The organism is Deinococcus sp. KSM4-11 (genome assembly GCF_004801415.1).
Classification (GTDB): Bacteria; Deinococcota; Deinococci; order Deinococcales; family Deinococcaceae; genus Deinococcus.
Window position 1 is genome coordinate 145,426 of record NZ_SSNX01000003.1, and the last position, 14,257, is coordinate 159,682.

Below are 14,257 nucleotides of genomic sequence, written 5' to 3' on the forward strand. Positions count from 1 at the left end.
AACCTGTGGCCGGGAATCCTCGCGCCTGTCACCCCACTCTGACCTGAACCAGCGTGTACGCCCCATTCCCATTCCGCGAGTACACCAGCGCGCTGCTGAAATCGTCGTCCGGCCACAGCACGGCATTGCGGGCCGTGCCGCTCACGTGAACACTGGCAGCCAGTGCGGCGGCAAGGGCAGGAAGGTGGTGGTGTTCCCAGCACACGAGGATGTCAGCGTCGGGTTCCCTGAGCAGGTGGTCGGTGACGAGCGCGGCCTCGTTGCCTTTGGGTTGCGGCGTGTGGATGGTCAGGCCGAGGTGCCGGGCGAGGGGGGTGATGGTCTCGCGGGGCCGGTGGCTGGGGCCGTCGGGGTACGCGGGCGCGTACAGGCTGCTGGGCCGGGCCAGGGGCATGATGTGCTGGCCGAACTGGACGGTCAGGGCACCGGCCCGCTGCCAGCCGCGCACGGTGAGGGAGGTGGGGCTGGGCTGCCCGTCCTCGTTCACGCCCAGGGGGGGATGATCGGGGTGTTTCTCGTCGGGTTTCTCCGCGTGGCGGATCAGGGTGATGGTGCGGGGCGTGGCTGGCATCTCCGGCGAGTGTAGGCCGTGGCGGGCAGCTTCACTGGGGCTTCAGCGACCGCCCATACGGTGCGCGGGCGTACGCTTGGGCACGGTGGGGTGTGGTGCAGTGAACCATGACGATCACGGATGATTTCATGGCGGCGCTGAGTACGGCGGAATCTTCGGGTGATGTGTCGGGGCTGCTGGCCCTGCATGCCGAAACGGTGACGTTGCGGAACCTGTCGGATCGGGAGTGGTCGGGGCTGGAGGGCGCGCGCGAGTTCTGGGAGGCGTACCTGGGGAACTTCGATGACATCGGGTCGGAGTTCACGGAGAGCCACGAGGCGGCGGGCATGGGCGTCATGGAATGGGTGGGCACGGGTCATCTGAAGGGCGGGCGCGAGATCTCGTATCCGGGTGTAAGCATCATCGAGATTGCGGACGGAAAGGTGCAGGCGTTCCGGACGTACTACGACAGCGCCGCCTTCGTGGGGCCAGCGGACACCCACTAGTTCACGGACGCGAGCAGGCCCGCCGCCGGACGAACCGGGGCGGGCCTGTTCCTGTGCGGCTTACTTCTGGGTGGCGGGGGTGGTGACTTCCACGGCGGTGAGGGTCTCGGTGATCCGGTACGTGTGCGGGGTGTTCATGGGGACGCAGTACGAGTCGCCGGGTTCCAGGGTGATGGTCTGCCCGTCGATGGTGAGTTCCGCGCGGCCCTCAAGGACGTAGCCGAGGGTCTCGTACTCGTTCATGGTCTCGGGTTTGGTGTCGGCGGGTTCTTCCCGGTGCCACAGCCGCATGCTGCCGTGCTGGCCGCGCACGAGGTGGTGTTCGCCGTCGGGGCCGTGGGTGGTGTCGCGCTGGCTGACTCTGTACTGGGTATCGGTGGTGGGCATGCGTTCAGGGTGCGCCGGTGGGCATGAAACGGGGTGAGGCGGGCTTTCAGGGGAGTTCAGGCGTGAAGGTCAGGCCAAACGGGCGCCGGGAACATCGGGTTCCCGGCGCCCGTGAGCGTGCTCGGTTCAGCGTTTGCTGCTGTGGTCTCCCTCGGCGAATTCCTCGATCATCTTCGCGTTGAAGGCGGGGATGTCGTCGGGGTTGCGGCTGGTGACGATGCCCTTGTCCACGACCACCTCCTGATCGACCCACTGGGCGCCGCCCTGCTTGAGTTCGTGTTGCAGGCTGGGCCAGCTCGTCATCTTCAGGCCGTCCACGATGCCGGTCTCCGAGAGGCTCCACGGAGCGTGGCAGATGGCGGCGATGGGCTTGCCCGCGTCGTAGAACGCGCGCACGAAGGCCATGGCGGGTTTGCTGAGGCGCAGGGTGTCGGGGTTCACGGCCCCGCCGGGCAGCAAAAGCGCGTCGTAGTCGCTGGCCTGAACGGCATCGACGGTTCTGTCCACCTTGAGTTTGTCGCCCTTGTCGATGTGGTTCAGGCCCTGGATCTCGCCGGGCTTGAGGCTGACGATCTCGGTGGTCGCCCCGGCATCCGTGAGCGCCTGACGGGGTTTCACGAGTTCGACCTGCTCGAAGCCCTCGGCGGCGAGGATGGCGACTTTCTTGCCCTGGAGTTGCAGTGTGGTCATGCCACCCAGCGTGCGCGGCGCGGCTGAAGTAGGCGTGATGCGCGGCTGAAGGGAGGGTTGGCCGTGAATTGCTGCCTTCTTCATGTGGTCGGCCCTGACCTCCGCCTGACGCGCGGCTGAAGGTGCGCTGACGGGGGCCGGGCACCATGGTGGGCATGTCTCCGGTGCCCCCTTCCTCCTGGATTGCGCCCGGCGTTCACCGCGGGCCGCTGCGCCTGAGCCTGGCGATCCAGGCCTTCATGGACGGCGTGCCGACCCTGCGGCGCGGCCGGGTGAAGGTGCTGCTGGACGCGCTGGATTCGTTCCTGGGCTACCCGGCCCCCCTGTTGGCGTACACGCCGCTCACGGGGGAGCAGTGGGCGCGGTCGCTGCCGCTGGGCGTGCAGCCCGAGGCGCGGGAGGTGCTCGCGGAATTCCGGGCGTTCCTGCGCGATCACGGCTGGCTGGACGCGGCGCGTCCCGTGAACCTGTTCGACTGAATGGCCAGGGTCAGGGCTGCTCGGCGGTGGGCCGGCTGCGCCACGCGAGTACGGCCGCCCAGGCGTTCACGAGCGCGGCCAGGGTGTGCCACGCGGGCCAGGTGCCGTGGGCGGCCCACACCAGGGCGGCCAGCAGTCCGGCGGCATTGAGGCCCACGCCCACCACGAAGGTCAGGTGTTCATGCGGCGTGGCGTACATGGGCGCGCGGGCGTACGGGTCGCCCATCGCGTCGCGCGCCTCGGCGTAGCGGATCAGGGTCAGGATGCCGTACACCAGCAGCAGGCCCGCCAGGAGCATGGTGCCCAGGCCCAGGTAGCGGCTCACGGCGCCGTAGTCCAGCGCGCCCAGCACGAAGTGCGCGAGCGACGCCAGGATGCTCACCAGGGCGAGGCCCAGCGTACGGGGCGTGGAGTAGGTGGGTGGATCGCCGAACGTGGCCATGGGTGTGCACCCAGCTTGCACCCCTGGCCCAGTGGAAACTGAGGGAAAGCCCACCCACCCGAGTGCTCCAGAAATTTGCCGTGCCAGACGGTGCTTTTTGCCCCTGGTATGCCGGCCCGGACAGGAGTAGACTTGGAGACTACCGGAAGTGTGTCGGGTGTCCTTGGTCTATGGTGACCGGCCACCCGGAGATCCGGCAGAGGGAGGTGGGGACACGTGGGTACCAAGGAAGACGTTCGGGCGCGGCTGAACATCGCGGACATCGTCGGCGAGCACGTGCGCCTCTCCCCTGCCGGCAAGGGCCGCCTGAAGGGCCTGTGCCCGTTCCACAACGAGAAGAGCCCCAGCTTCCAGGTCGACACCGAGCAGGGGTACTTCTACTGCTTCGGCTGCAAGGCCGGAGGCGACGTGTTCAGCTTCGTGCAGCGCACCGAGAACCTGAGTTTCGGGGACGCGCTGCGCAAACTGGCCGACCGCGCGGGCATCCAGGTCGAGGCGAAGTACGGCGAGAAGAGCAGCCGCGACCTGTACGACGTCAACGCCTTCGCCCTGACGTATTTCCGCGAGCACCTGCCGGGGCCGGCCCTGGACTACCTGCGCCGCCGGGGCCTGACGGACGCGACCATCGACGCCTTCGAACTCGGCTACGCCCCGGACGGCTGGGACGGCCTGCTGAAGCACGCGCGCGTGAAGGGCGTGACCGAGAAGCAGCTGCTGGACGCCGGGCTGCTCACCGAGAATCCCGAGAACGGGCGCGTGTACGACCGCTTCCGGGCGCGTGTGATGTTCCCCATCCGCGACCACCTGGGCCGCCTGGTGGGCTTCGGCGGGCGCGTGCTGGACGACAGCAAACCCAAGTACCTGAACACCCCGGAAACGGAGGCCTTCCGCAAGGGCGAGCTGCTGTACGGCCTGGACAAGGCCCGTACGACCCTGAAAGACGCCAGCGCCGAGCTGGTCGTGGTGGAAGGATACATGGACGTCATCACCATGCACCAGCACAGCTTCACCGGCGCGGTGGCGTCCCTGGGCACCGCCCTGACCGCCGAGCACGCTCTGCTGCTCGAACGCCTGGGGGCACGCAGCGTCACCCTGCTGTTCGACCAGGACGAGGCGGGTCTCAAGGCCACCCTGTCGGGGCTGGATCAGGTGATCGGCTCGAAGTTCCGCGTGCGCGCCACCAGCGTGCCCAGCGGCAAGGATCCGGCCGACGCGCTACTGGCCGGCGACGACGCCGCGCTGCGCGACGCGCTCACGGGCGGGCTGGACGAGGTGCGGTACCGGGTGCAGGCCGCCATCGAGAAACACGGCACGGAGACCACCGAGGGCAAACGCCGCATCCTGATGGAACTGCTGCCCCGCATGCAGAACCTCGATCCCCTGGACGACATCGCCGAGGGTGTCCGCACCGCCGCGTGCGAGACCCTGGGCATCAAGCCCGAGGCGCTGATGGAATGGATCGGCAGCAAGGCCAAGCGCCGCCAGCTGACCGACACGCACCTGGCCGGCATGAGCACCGTGCGCAGCGAGGAAGACCGCGAGCTGTCCCTGCTGCGGCAACTGCTCGTCGATCCCACCCTGCATGCCAAACTCGACGGCTCGGTGCCCTGGCGCAACGAGTCGGTACGCAAGGTCATGCTCGCCCTGCAGGGGGCCCACGGTTCCGACGACATCCTCGACCTGTTCCGCGGCCAGCCCGAGGAACAGCTCCTGATCCGCCTGATGTTCGAGGGCCGGGATTCCGGCACCATCTCCCGCGAGGGAACCGAGCAGTTCGACCAGAAACGCGGTGCCTACGCCGCCAGCGCCGTGGACGACATTCAGGTCAGCATGTCGATAGACTCTATGCGGGCCGAGGTGAACCTCCTCAAGACCCAGCTCGGGAGCGCCCTGCCCACCGAACAGCTCGGCATGCTCAAGCAGATCCAGGAACTCCAGCGGGCGATCGAGGCCGAAAATCGCGGGCGGCGTGGGATCGCGTAAGCGGCCCTTACCCTCGCGCCTCCCACAGCAGCTCTGACACCCGCGACAGGCACCGGCTGTACTTCTTCGCATACGCGCCGTGCCGGTACGTGTCGCTGAACAGTTTCCCGAGCGGCAGGCCGGTGAACGCGGCGTGCAGCCCGAGGTCGTAGAGCTTGTCGATGAAGTGGACGAAGCGCAGGGCGACGTTCTGGTCGGACATGGCCCCCAGTTCGGTGATGCCGACGGCCCCCACACCGTCCAGCAGTTGCGAGAAGCGGCTGGGGTGAATGGCCAGCAGGTGTCGGTTGAGGTCGCGGTGCGTGATGACGGCGAGGGTGCGGTCGTCCTGCCGGGCCTGCCACACGGCGAATTCGGCGGGGCTGAGCACATCGGCGGGGGCGGTGCCGCGCTGGCGGTAGTCGGGGCCGTCGATGCGGTGGGTGTCGAAGCGCTCGGCGATGCCCTGGATCTGGCGCTGGAAGTCGGCGGCGTTGAAGCGGCCCTGGCCCAGCGCACCGGGTTCGGTGTTGCTGGTGGCGACGACGCTGGTGCCGGCGGGCATGAGCTGCCCGAGGAAGGTGTTGGCCATGTGGGTGTTGCCGGGGTCGTCGAGTTCGAATTCGTCGATCAGCAGCAGGTCGTGGCCCCGGAAGGCGTCCACGGCGCCCGCCATGCCCAGCGCGCCGATCAGGTACATCAGATCCTGGAAGCTCATCAGGGCGCGGGTTGAGTAGGAACTGTCGCCGTCGGCTTCGTGGTACGTGCTGGCGAGCAGGTGGGTCTTGCCGACGCCGAACCCCCCGTCAAGGTACAGGCCACGGCCCTCGGGCTTGGCTCGCCGGAAGAGCCGGAAGCCGCCGGGGCGCACCTGGGCGCCCTTCAGGAAGGCCTGGAGGCTGGTGCGGGCCTCCGCCTGACTCGGGTAGTCGGGGTTCGGGCGGTACGTGCCGAAGCGGACGTGCTCGAAACGGGCGCTGGGGTTCAGGCCGGCCAGGAGCCCCTGTGGATCCGGTGGGGGGTGGCGGGCAGTGAGGTCGATCACGCGCGCTACTTGTGGACGTCGAGTTCGACTTTGTAGTTGCCGCGCCGCGTTTCGTTCAGCACGCGCCGGAAGTCGATGCGGCCCAGGCCGTCGGCGGCCAGGCTGTCGCCCTCGCGGATCTCGCTGCTGGCGCGGGCGGGGGCGCCGTTCAGCCGCACCTTGCCGCCGTCGATGCCCTGCTGGAAGTACGCGCGGCTCACGCCGAAGCCCTTGGCCCCGACGACATCGACGCGCATGGACGGCACGACCACCTCGCGCACCTTGCTGCCCTTGCCGGCTGTCTCGCCGACCTCCTCCACGTCCACGTGCCGCCCGCCGAGTTCGGTGAGCGCTCCCAGCGTCTGCGCGGCCTTGCCGGTCGCGGCGATCAGGAAGGCGCCGCGTTCCTCGCGGACGTCGCCGAGTTGCTCCTCGTCCAGCTCCAAGCGGCGGAGCTGCACCAGGAAGTCCTGTATGTCCCACGCGGGCGCGGCGTCCTCGGGGTCGAGGCGGTAGACGGTCACGCCGGCGTCCACCTCGGGAATGTGGGCGGGGTGCAGGGTCAGGATCACGCGGCGGGCGTCGGGGAAACCCCCGGCGATGCGGTGCCTGACTTCGTCGTCCTGCAGGAGGCGGCGGTCGATCTCGTCGGCCTCGACGAACGGCGTGCGGATCACCCGGCCGCCGCGCGCCTGCGCCACGAGCGTGGAGAGCTTCTGCTTCATGCGGGCAGGATAGTGCCTGAGTGCGCCGTGGTCTGGATGTTCAGACCGGTGCGGCGAGCGTCTGGACGTGCCACGCGCCGCCCTGCCGGGTCAGGATGGTGTGCGCGGCGTTCCCGTGCCGGTAGCGGTCGTCGGCCCAGGCGGCGGGAGCGTCGGCGTGCAGCAGGTCGATCAGCGCGGCGGTGAGGGCGAAGCCGTGCGACACGACGATGGCGCTGCCCTGGCCATCCAGGAGCGGCGCGAGGGCCACGCGGAAGCGGGCGGCCACCGCGGACGCGGCCTCCCCGCCGGGAAAGGCGGGGCAGCCGTCCGGCCCGAGCACCTCACCCCGGCAGGTGTGCATGTCAGCGTAGGGGCGGCCCGCCCAGTCGCCGCAGTCCACCTCCTGCACGCCGTCCAGCACGGTCACGCCCGTCCCGAGGGCGTCGGCGATGGCCCGCGCGGTGGCCTGGGCGCGGCGATAGGTGCTGGCGTACACGCGCGGAGCGGGCAGGTTCAGGGTGCGCAGGTGCCGGCCGAGGGCGCGGGCCTGCGCCTCGCCCGCACCCGTGAGGCCGTCGTGCTGGCTGCTCGGGCCACGGAATACCTGAGCGACATTCCCGGCGGACTCGCCGTGCCGGACGAGCACCAGTTTCATTCCAGCTCCGCCGCGTCCTGCACGCCGGCATCCAGCAGGGTATGGCCCGCCGCGCGCAGGGCGTCCAGGGCCGCGTCCAGACGCTCGCGTTTCACGAGCACGTAGTCCGTGTCGAAGGTGCTGATGGCGAAGATCCCCACACCCGCGCCCTTGAGGGGGTTCAGCACGGCGGCGAGGATGCCGGTCAGGCTGAACTCGAACGGCCCGTGGAGTTTCAGCGCCACCCACCCACCTTCGGCCCGCGCGCCGGCGGGAATCAGGGTGTCTTCACAGACCAGGGAGAGTTCGTCGGCGGTGCGGGTCACGCTGAACAGCGTCCCGCCCAGCGGAGGAAGCGGCGCGTCCGGCGCGAACCGGCAGACGGCGAAGGTCAGGGGCAGCACGGACAGGGTCAGCCGGGGCGTCATGCGGTCATTGTGCCGTGTCCGTCCACGCGCCCAGCAGTTGCCGCAGCACCACGATCTGCCCCAGGTGGTAGGCATTGTGCTTGGCCACGTTCACGGCCAGCTTGTAGCCGGCCGTCCACCCCGGTTCGGTGTCGGTGGCCGGGAAGATGACGCGGGCCAACACCTCTGGAGCCTGGGCCAGCGTCATCAGCCGTTCCAGCGTCGCCAGGAAGTCGCTGACCAGGTCATCCCAGTCCTCGGCGCGGACGGTCGGCCAGTCTGGCAGACCACTGGCCGGGCGACCCTCGATCAGGTCGAGGTTGAACCGCATGTTGGACAGCAGGTGCGCCACCACCTCGGCCACCGAATGCACGGCCGCTCCGGGCCGCCGAACCGCCTGCTGGCCATCCAGACCACCGACAATCCGTTCTGGCGCGGCGAACTCGGCGTGCCCCAGCAGCCGCAGCAGGGTCTCGGGTGGCGGGCCGTACAGCAGCGGCGTCATGCAGGCAGTCTGATCCCGGACAGAGCGCCGTGTCCTACGTGACGTCAGTCCTCGCCGGCGCGCACGTCCTCGATGATCTCGTCGGGGCTCAGGGTCAGGAGTTCCGGGTCGTGCACCATGCCGCGACCCACCCGCAGCTCGGCCAGCACGGCGTCCAGCTTGGCGTGCAGTTCACGGGTGTCCTCGGTCTGGGCGTTCTGGATCAGGAAGACCATCAGGAAGGTCACGATGGTCGTGCCGGTGTTGATCACCAGCTGCCACGCGTCCGAGAAGTGGAAGACGGGGCCGCTCAGCGCCCACACCAGCAGGATCAGGAAGGCGCTACTGAAGGCGGTCGCTGTTCCCGTACAATCGGCGATCCCACGGGAGAAGCGCTGGAACCGGGCTTCCAGACTGAGGGGACGGCGGCGGGGAAGAACCTTCAGGTCACTCAGCGACATAACGCACCTCCCGAGCCACAGGCGGCTCAGGGAAAGCCTGCGCCCAGCGCCTCAATTCCGCATGAAATCAGCCTATTCGCGCCAGATGGCCCACAGGTCATCGAGTTTATCCATGTCCTCCTTGCTGCGGCCCCCCTCCCGCAGCAGGGTCAGGATCTGCCCCCGGTGGTGGCTGTCGTGCACGATGGTGTGTTGCAGGAAGTGCGCGGGACTGCTCTGGTACGTGCCCTCGTTCCACGGGTCGGGAAAGGTGCGGCCCTCGTCCAGGGCGCTCTGTACGGCCGTCACGGCGGCGGCGTCGCCCTCGGTGAAGGCGCCCTGCAGTTCGTTCGGGGCCTTGCCCTGCCAGCGCCACTGGGGGTCGCCGTCGGCATCCTTCAGGGTGGGGTCGAGCAGCGGCATGGCGTGCTCGCGGGAGATGTTCCACAGCCAGCCCACCCGGAACCCGGCCATGTGCCGCAGGATCTGCGCCACCGTCTGTCCGCCCCGGCCGTCCGAGAGGTCGTACTCCTCGGGCTTCAGGGCGTCCAGCACGAAGGTGTTCACGCGGGCGTTGCGGTGGAAGGATTCGAGCAGCAGGGTCAGATCCGTCATGGGGTCTCCGGTGAATGGGGTGGAAGAAGAATCACTCGCGCCACACGTTCCACCCGTCTTCCAGGTGGTCGAGGCGTTCGGTCGAGGCCCCGGCCTGGCGCAGCAGGGCGACGATCTGGCCGCGGTGATTGGCGTCGTGGACGATCATATACAGCAGGAACAGGGCGGGGTTCGACGGGAACGTGCCCACGCCGCGCGGATCGGCGAAGGGCTCGCCGCTGCGGACGTGCGCTTGCACCGCCTGGATGGCGGCCTCATCGCCGGCCTCCAGCATGGCCCGGATCGCGGCCAGGTCGTCCGAGCGCCAGTTCCAGATGGGCGTCGTACCGGTGATCGCCACGGTGGTGGCCGTGTGCTCCGGCGACATCTCGGCCAGCCACCCACCACGGGACACGCCCATGTGGGACAGCATCCCGGCGACAGTCATGCCGCCCTGGCCGTCCGAGAGGGCGAGGTCGGTGTCGGTCAGGTCGTCCAGCAACAGAGTATTGATCCGGGCGTTGCGGCGGAATGCCTCGAACAGCGGGTCGGTGTCGGTCATGTGGTCTTTGCTGCTGTCACCGGGCGTGCGGTTAGGACGCCCAGCCGAGGCGCGAGGAAGACGTTCATCAGATCTGGTTCATGCTGGTCGTCGCCCCCGCGGAACTCGGCGTGGCCGGGCCGGTCGGTGGATCGGTGGGTGGCGACGTCGAGGTCGCTGCTCAGGTGCGTCACGGTGTTCAGTCCTCGGAACATGCGGAGCTCCTTGTCGGGTATCGGGAGAGCATCAGGGCCGGCTGGCCGCACCCGCGACCACGCGGCTCATCACGCAGTTGCCCTTGCCCTTGGGCCGCACGTACGTGAATCCGGCGCGCTCGTACAGGTGCCGCGTGCCGTTGTACAGGAACGACGCCGACACCTTCTTGCCCTGCGTGTCGTGCGGGTAGCCCTCGACCACCCCACCGCCCAGCCCGGCGATCAGCTCCAGCGCTCCCCGCAGCGCGATGTCCGCCACGCCCCGGCGGCGGTACGCCCGATCCACGAAGATGCACGTCAGGCGGTAGTCCGGCAGGGTGGGCTGCGCGGCCTCGTACTCCCGGCGGTGGTGGATGTTGGGAAGGTCCGCCGGCGACCCGTACTGGCACCAGCCGACGGCGGCGTCCCCGTCGAAGACCACGGCCGCGTGGGCCTTGCCCTCACATACCAGCCGCTCCTTCAGGGCGCGGTTGCCCTCGGCGGTGTGGGTCTTCTCGGCCGGCGGGGTGTGGAACCACGTGCACCAGCACCCGCCCCACACGCCGCCATGCCGCTCGATCAGCCGGGCGTAGGCGTCCCAGGTTCCGGGTTCGAGGGGTCTGACGGTCAACGCGGGCTCAGCCATGGGGCGTCACCGCCCGGTGGCCCGGCAGCAATCACCGGACGCCTGCCACGTCACGGCGTCACCGACGGGGGAGCGAGGGTGCCGGCGGACGTGGCATCGCCCGTCACGGCGCGGCGATGGTAGTCCACCTGACCCAGGTGGTAGGCGAGGTGCGTGGCGAGTTGCAGCAGCGTCAGGCGGCCGCTCAGGTCATGGTCGGTCAGGCGGGCCGGGTACGGGCGGGCCAGGTCGGCGTCCGTCAGGCGGGTCAGGGCGGCGGTCACGGCCTGCCGGGCGGCGGCGAGTTCTGCGCGCAGTTCGGCACGAGGCACGTCCCGGCGGGCGAATTCGGCGGCGCGGTCGCGCACGTACCCGCTGCCGCCCACGGCCGCGCCCAGGAAGTGCTGCGTGCCGCCCGCCACGTGCAGGATCAGGGTACCGGCGGTGTTCGGCTGGCCCGGCACCGCCTGCCACACGCTCGCGTCGTCCGGGTACAGGTCGAGTTCGCGTTCCAGGCTGTCCAGGTCGCGCAGGAACAGCGCGCGGAGTTCTGCGCTGAGCGGGCTGGTCGGCCCGTCCGCTGCCCCGACAGTGGCGTCCAGGGTGTAGGTGTGGACGCCAGCCTCGCGCGTCAGGGTGAGGGTGCCGGTCAACCCCTCCAGCTCGCCGCTTCCGGAGTGGGGCACGACCGTGTAGACCAGCGTGACCTGCCCGGCGTGCATGTCGCCCACCTGCCGGAAGGCGAAGGAGCCGCGCTGCCCGTGCAGGGTGCCGGTGAAGACTTCCAGCACCACGTACGAGGCGGTGCCGCTGGCCGGATCGCCGACCGAGATCATCTCACCCTGGCTGTGGCCGGTCAGGTCACCCGTCCAGTCCTTGTCGAAGTGCATCCGGCCGAGGTCTGGGCTGGACGCTCCGTTCGGCGCGTGCGGATTCATGCGGATCTGGAAGGTGCCGGTCGCGCTGCTCATGGCTGCCTCCGGGGGCGGGCGGAACGGAGGGCGGGCACGACCTTCACACTGGGGGTTTCCATCAACTGACGGTACTCCGGCGCGGTCATGTCGATGAGCGCCACGCGGCCCCGCGCGTCGAAGTGCAGGCCCCAGCCGTAGCTCTTGGGCAGCGGCGAGGCCCGCAGGCACGCGCGCGGCTGCGCAAAGAAGGCGTCCCAGTGGGCAGCGCGCAGCTTCTGCGGGTCGCCGGGCACGTCGCGGTGCGCGGTGCGGAACAGCACCTCCGCCTGGGTGAATTCGTGGGGGTGTCCGGCGAGCAGGGCGTACTGGAAGGCCGCCACGCCCCGGTCTGGCACCGTGCCGCCGCCGGCGGTGCTGTCGGGCGCGACGGTGATCAGGGTGTTGTGGTAGCCAGCGGCGGCGCTCATGCGCGCTCCCAGAACGCGGGCGGCTCCACACCCAGTTCGCGCAGGTAGACCATGCCCTGTCCCCGGTGGTGGATCTCGTTATCGATGGCACCGATCACGGCGGTGAAGGTCAGCATCTCGCCCCACGGCAGCCGCAGCATCTGCCCGAACGCGTCCGGGGGCACGCCGGGCAGTCCGGTCTGGATGCGGCGAACCTGCTCGTCCCAGGCCGCCAGCAAGGTGGTCTTGTCGGTGCTGGGCAGCGGGTTCCAGGTGGGCTGTCCCCAGTCGCCGTCCAGCAGGCTGCGCAGCGTGTAGGCCGTCTGCCCATGCAGTTCCCACGCCATCTCACCGAAGGGCCGCAGCGTGTCGGTGGGCCGGAAGGTGAACAGCTGACCCTGCGGGAAGGCCTCGATCACGCGCCGCGTGACGTGGCGGTGCCCGAGCCAGTGGAGGGCGAGGATGTCCGGCGGGATCAGCAACGAATGCGGCATGCAAGGGTTCTCCTCAGCGTTCGTAGAAGGCGGGGGGCTCAATGCCGAGGGCGCGCAGATACACGTACCCCTGCCCACGGTGGTGGATTTCGTTGTCGATGCCGTACTGCACGCTGTGCAGCGGAGCCATGGTGCCCCAGGCCATCTGCTGCGGCACGGTGAACCACGCGGGGTCGGCGGCCGGCAGCGCCGCGTCGATCTGCGGGGTCAAGGCGTCCCAGGCTGCTAGCAGCGCGGCCCGGTCTCTGGGCAGCTCGCCGGCGGGCGGGTTCCAGCTCCAGTCGTCGGTGGTGAGGCCCTGCACGTTGTACGCGGCCACGCCATACGCCTCCCACGCGAGGTCGCCGAGGGAACGCATGCCGCCGATGCTGAAGGTGAACAGCTGATCCTCGGGGATGGCCAGGATCACCCGGCGGGTGAGGGCACGGTGGCCCTGCCAGTGGTCGCGCAGGGCGTCGAGGGTCAGGACGGACGGACTCGTGGTGGTGGTCATGCTGGAACCTCCCTGGGGTGAATCTGTTACCAGCGTAATCCAGATTCCCGTCAGGGTGTGTCGTGAATTGCGTCTACACTCGGTTCATGTACGACCCCTCCATGCGGGTGCTGACCGTACTCGAACTCCTGCAATCGCGCGAGGAGGTCACGGGCGCGGAACTCGCGCGGCGGCTGGAGGTCAGTCCACGCACCGTGCAGCGCTACGTGGCCAGGTTGCAGGATCTGGGCATTCCCGTGCAGGGCCGCCGGGGCGTGGGCGGCGCGTACCGCCTGAAACCCGGGTTCCAGTTGCCGCCGCTGATGTTCACGTCCGACGAGGCGCTGGCCCTCAGCCTGGGCCTGCGGGCGCTCGCCCACCTGGGCCTGCACGCCCTGGCCCCCGCCGCGCAGGGGGCGGCCGCGAAACTGGCCCGCACCCTTCCGCACGCCCTGCGCGAGCACGTGCAGGCGCTCGAGGACGGCGTGCAGCTGGACGCCTCGCCGTGGGTGGTCGGCACGGACGCCGCGCTGCTGTCCGAACTGCTGCGCGCCGTGCGGGCCACGCAGGTCGTGGCGTTCTCGTACACGGCCCAGACGGCCCGCAGCACCACCCGCCGCGCCAGCGTGTACAAGGTCGTGCATCTGGACGGCCGCTGGTACGCGGTCGGGCACTGCCACCTGCGCCGCGCCCTGCGCTCCTTCCGCCTCGACCGCATGCAGGACGTGACCGCCCTGGAGGAAACCTTCACGCCCCCGGCGGACTTCGACGCCGTGGCGTACCTGCGCTCCACGCTGCCCGACGCGCCCGCTGCCCACGGCGTGAGCGTGTGGCTCGCGCGCCCGCCGGAAGAACTGCGTGGCCGGGTGTCCGGCTGGCACACCGAGATCACCGGCGAGGCGGGGGGCACCAGGCTGCGCGCCCAGCGGGACGATCTGCCTTCCTTCGCGGCCTTCCTGCTGGGTCTGGACTGCGCCTTCCGCGTGGACAGCCCGCCGGCATTGCAGGGCATCTTTCAGACGCTGGGAGAGCGGTGTCGCGACGCCCAGGCCCAGAGTCCCCAGCCCTGAGACCAGAACCGGGCTGAGGCCATGTTGATTTCGGCCCACCGTCAGTACACGTACTGGAACAGTGTATTGAGCGTTGCTTTAATGTGCTGCCCCTGCTCCCGGTTGGTGGTATCCCGGTGGAGTCACAGAGTCCTGAATGCCGGCGGGTAGGCCTGCGCCCGAACGCCGTCCAGCATCCACCTCATCTGTGCGTCC

General features: G+C 69.5%; 22 protein-coding genes. 4 read left to right on the plus strand and 18 right to left on the minus strand.

The window, feature by feature from the left end; genetic code table 11:
* Positions 1-28: 28 nt before the first annotated feature.
* A complete protein-coding gene (locus tag E7T09_RS10565; RefSeq protein WP_136389148.1) occupies positions 29-571 on the minus strand; it encodes a histidine phosphatase family protein in 543 nt (180 codons plus the stop codon).
* A 107-nt stretch (positions 572-678) separates the two neighbouring features.
* On the opposite strand from E7T09_RS10565, the gene E7T09_RS10570 reads away from it, so the two are divergent.
* The gene (locus tag E7T09_RS10570; RefSeq protein ID WP_136389149.1) at positions 679-1,056 is read left to right on the plus strand and encodes a nuclear transport factor 2 family protein; all 378 of its coding nucleotides are present in this window, start codon (positions 679-681) and stop codon (positions 1,054-1,056) included.
* Between the two features lie 60 nt (positions 1,057-1,116).
* Here E7T09_RS10570 and E7T09_RS10575 read toward each other — a convergent pair whose 3' ends face one another.
* Entirely contained in the window at positions 1,117-1,443 is a 327-nt protein-coding gene (locus tag E7T09_RS10575) for a cupin domain-containing protein (RefSeq protein ID WP_136389150.1), read from the minus strand.
* Between the two features lie 126 nt (positions 1,444-1,569).
* Entirely contained in the window at positions 1,570-2,133 is a 564-nt protein-coding gene (locus E7T09_RS10580; protein ID WP_136389151.1) for a type 1 glutamine amidotransferase domain-containing protein, read from the minus strand.
* 155 nt (positions 2,134-2,288) lie between these two features.
* Between E7T09_RS10580 and E7T09_RS10585 the strand changes: the two genes are divergently transcribed.
* Complete coding sequence (locus E7T09_RS10585) at positions 2,289-2,612, plus strand: hypothetical protein (RefSeq protein WP_136389152.1); 324 nt, start codon at positions 2,289-2,291, stop codon at positions 2,610-2,612.
* A gap of 10 nt (positions 2,613-2,622) precedes the next feature.
* On the opposite strand, the gene E7T09_RS10590 is transcribed toward E7T09_RS10585, so the two are convergent.
* Positions 2,623-3,054 (minus strand): hypothetical protein, encoded by a 432-nt coding sequence (locus E7T09_RS10590; protein ID WP_168734802.1) that lies wholly within the window; start codon positions 3,052-3,054, stop codon positions 2,623-2,625.
* 216 nt (positions 3,055-3,270) lie between these two features.
* On the opposite strand from E7T09_RS10590, the gene dnaG reads away from it, so the two are divergent.
* On the plus strand, positions 3,271-5,037 hold the full coding sequence (gene dnaG, locus E7T09_RS10595; RefSeq protein WP_136389153.1) for a DNA primase: 1,767 nt from the start codon (positions 3,271-3,273) through the stop codon (positions 5,035-5,037).
* A 7-nt stretch (positions 5,038-5,044) separates the two neighbouring features.
* Here dnaG and zapE read toward each other — a convergent pair whose 3' ends face one another.
* The 14 genes from zapE to E7T09_RS10665 form a co-directional block, all read right to left on the minus strand.
* Positions 5,045-6,061: a cell division protein ZapE gene (gene zapE / locus E7T09_RS10600; RefSeq protein ID WP_136389154.1), complete on the minus strand. Its 1,017-nt coding sequence runs from the start codon at positions 6,059-6,061 to the stop codon at positions 5,045-5,047.
* Positions 6,062-6,066: 5 nt separating this feature from the next.
* Positions 6,067-6,765 (minus strand): S4 domain-containing protein, encoded by a 699-nt coding sequence (locus tag E7T09_RS10605; protein WP_136389155.1) that lies wholly within the window; start codon positions 6,763-6,765, stop codon positions 6,067-6,069.
* A gap of 40 nt (positions 6,766-6,805) precedes the next feature.
* Positions 6,806-7,402 (minus strand): histidine phosphatase family protein, encoded by a 597-nt coding sequence (locus E7T09_RS10610; protein WP_136389156.1) that lies wholly within the window; start codon positions 7,400-7,402, stop codon positions 6,806-6,808.
* Positions 7,399-7,809: an ACT domain-containing protein gene (locus E7T09_RS10615; RefSeq protein WP_136389157.1), complete on the minus strand. Its 411-nt coding sequence runs from the start codon at positions 7,807-7,809 to the stop codon at positions 7,399-7,401. Before E7T09_RS10615 ends, E7T09_RS10610 begins: the two co-directional genes overlap by 4 nt.
* A 4-nt stretch (positions 7,810-7,813) precedes the next feature.
* A complete protein-coding gene (locus E7T09_RS10620) occupies positions 7,814-8,293 on the minus strand; it encodes a DinB family protein (RefSeq protein ID WP_136389158.1) in 480 nt (159 codons plus the stop codon).
* A 44-nt stretch (positions 8,294-8,337) separates the two neighbouring features.
* Entirely contained in the window at positions 8,338-8,733 is a 396-nt protein-coding gene (locus E7T09_RS10625) for a low affinity iron permease family protein (protein ID WP_136389159.1), read from the minus strand.
* A 72-nt stretch (positions 8,734-8,805) separates the two neighbouring features.
* Entirely contained in the window at positions 8,806-9,327 is a 522-nt protein-coding gene (locus tag E7T09_RS10630) for a DinB family protein (RefSeq protein ID WP_136389160.1), read from the minus strand.
* A gap of 31 nt (positions 9,328-9,358) precedes the next feature.
* Entirely contained in the window at positions 9,359-9,868 is a 510-nt protein-coding gene (locus E7T09_RS10635; RefSeq protein WP_136389161.1) for a DinB family protein, read from the minus strand.
* A complete protein-coding gene (locus E7T09_RS10640; protein ID WP_136389162.1) occupies positions 9,865-10,062 on the minus strand; it encodes a hypothetical protein in 198 nt (65 codons plus the stop codon). Before E7T09_RS10640 ends, E7T09_RS10635 begins: the two co-directional genes overlap by 4 nt.
* 31 nt (positions 10,063-10,093) lie before the next feature.
* Positions 10,094-10,687, minus strand: coding sequence for a GNAT family N-acetyltransferase (locus E7T09_RS10645; RefSeq protein WP_136389163.1), 594 nt, complete (start codon positions 10,685-10,687; stop codon positions 10,094-10,096).
* 50 nt (positions 10,688-10,737) lie between these two features.
* Positions 10,738-11,637: a DUF3224 domain-containing protein gene (locus E7T09_RS10650; protein WP_136389164.1), complete on the minus strand. Its 900-nt coding sequence runs from the start codon at positions 11,635-11,637 to the stop codon at positions 10,738-10,740.
* Complete coding sequence (locus E7T09_RS10655) at positions 11,634-12,047, minus strand: DUF6157 family protein (protein WP_136389165.1); 414 nt, start codon at positions 12,045-12,047, stop codon at positions 11,634-11,636. Before E7T09_RS10655 ends, E7T09_RS10650 begins: the two co-directional genes overlap by 4 nt.
* Positions 12,044-12,520 carry a DinB family protein gene (locus tag E7T09_RS10660; RefSeq protein ID WP_136389166.1) on the minus strand — a complete coding sequence of 159 codons (477 nt, stop codon included), beginning with the start codon at positions 12,518-12,520 and terminating at the stop codon, positions 12,044-12,046. Before E7T09_RS10660 ends, E7T09_RS10655 begins: the two co-directional genes overlap by 4 nt.
* A gap of 13 nt (positions 12,521-12,533) precedes the next feature.
* Positions 12,534-13,013, minus strand: a complete 480-nt coding sequence (locus E7T09_RS10665; RefSeq protein WP_136389167.1) for a DinB family protein — start codon at positions 13,011-13,013, stop codon at positions 12,534-12,536.
* Between the two features lie 86 nt (positions 13,014-13,099).
* On the opposite strand from E7T09_RS10665, the gene E7T09_RS10670 reads away from it, so the two are divergent.
* Positions 13,100-14,062 carry a YafY family protein gene (locus E7T09_RS10670; protein WP_136389168.1) on the plus strand — a complete coding sequence of 321 codons (963 nt, stop codon included), beginning with the start codon at positions 13,100-13,102 and terminating at the stop codon, positions 14,060-14,062.
* The last annotated feature ends 195 nt before the right edge of the window (positions 14,063-14,257 follow it).

What these genes read in the sequence shown, in the direction of transcription:
- E7T09_RS10640 (WP_136389162.1), bottom strand. Translation starts at nt 10,062, where the DNA reads ATGTTCCGAGGACTGAACACCGTGACGCACCTGAGCAGCGACCTCGAC.
- E7T09_RS10630 (WP_136389160.1), bottom strand. Translation starts at nt 9,327, where the DNA reads ATGACGGATCTGACCCTGCTGCTCGAATCCTTCCACCGCAACGCCCGC.
- E7T09_RS10650 (WP_136389164.1), bottom strand. Translation starts at nt 11,637, where the DNA reads ATGAGCAGCGCGACCGGCACCTTCCAGATCCGCATGAATCCGCACGCG.
- E7T09_RS10565 (WP_136389148.1), bottom strand. Translation starts at nt 571, where the DNA reads ATGCCAGCCACGCCCCGCACCATCACCCTGATCCGCCACGCGGAGAAA.
- E7T09_RS10655 (WP_136389165.1), bottom strand. Translation starts at nt 12,047, where the DNA reads ATGAGCGCCGCCGCTGGCTACCACAACACCCTGATCACCGTCGCGCCC.
- E7T09_RS10570 (WP_136389149.1), top strand. Translation starts at nt 679, where the DNA reads ATGACGATCACGGATGATTTCATGGCGGCGCTGAGTACGGCGGAATCT.
- E7T09_RS10625 (WP_136389159.1), bottom strand. Translation starts at nt 8,733, where the DNA reads ATGTCGCTGAGTGACCTGAAGGTTCTTCCCCGCCGCCGTCCCCTCAGT.
- E7T09_RS10620 (WP_136389158.1), bottom strand. Translation starts at nt 8,293, where the DNA reads ATGACGCCGCTGCTGTACGGCCCGCCACCCGAGACCCTGCTGCGGCTG.
- E7T09_RS10590 (WP_168734802.1), bottom strand. Translation starts at nt 3,054, where the DNA reads ATGGCCACGTTCGGCGATCCACCCACCTACTCCACGCCCCGTACGCTG.
- E7T09_RS10580 (WP_136389151.1), bottom strand. Translation starts at nt 2,133, where the DNA reads ATGACCACACTGCAACTCCAGGGCAAGAAAGTCGCCATCCTCGCCGCC.
- E7T09_RS10665 (WP_136389167.1), bottom strand. Translation starts at nt 13,013, where the DNA reads ATGACCACCACCACGAGTCCGTCCGTCCTGACCCTCGACGCCCTGCGC.
- E7T09_RS10615 (WP_136389157.1), bottom strand. Translation starts at nt 7,809, where the DNA reads ATGACGCCCCGGCTGACCCTGTCCGTGCTGCCCCTGACCTTCGCCGTC.
- E7T09_RS10610 (WP_136389156.1), bottom strand. Translation starts at nt 7,402, where the DNA reads ATGAAACTGGTGCTCGTCCGGCACGGCGAGTCCGCCGGGAATGTCGCT.
- E7T09_RS10585 (WP_136389152.1), top strand. Translation starts at nt 2,289, where the DNA reads ATGTCTCCGGTGCCCCCTTCCTCCTGGATTGCGCCCGGCGTTCACCGC.
- E7T09_RS10670 (WP_136389168.1), top strand. Translation starts at nt 13,100, where the DNA reads ATGTACGACCCCTCCATGCGGGTGCTGACCGTACTCGAACTCCTGCAA.
- E7T09_RS10645 (WP_136389163.1), bottom strand. Translation starts at nt 10,687, where the DNA reads ATGGCTGAGCCCGCGTTGACCGTCAGACCCCTCGAACCCGGAACCTGG.
- E7T09_RS10635 (WP_136389161.1), bottom strand. Translation starts at nt 9,868, where the DNA reads ATGACCGACACCGACCCGCTGTTCGAGGCATTCCGCCGCAACGCCCGG.
- E7T09_RS10660 (WP_136389166.1), bottom strand. Translation starts at nt 12,520, where the DNA reads ATGCCGCATTCGTTGCTGATCCCGCCGGACATCCTCGCCCTCCACTGG.
- E7T09_RS10575 (WP_136389150.1), bottom strand. Translation starts at nt 1,443, where the DNA reads ATGCCCACCACCGATACCCAGTACAGAGTCAGCCAGCGCGACACCACC.
- E7T09_RS10605 (WP_136389155.1), bottom strand. Translation starts at nt 6,765, where the DNA reads ATGAAGCAGAAGCTCTCCACGCTCGTGGCGCAGGCGCGCGGCGGCCGG.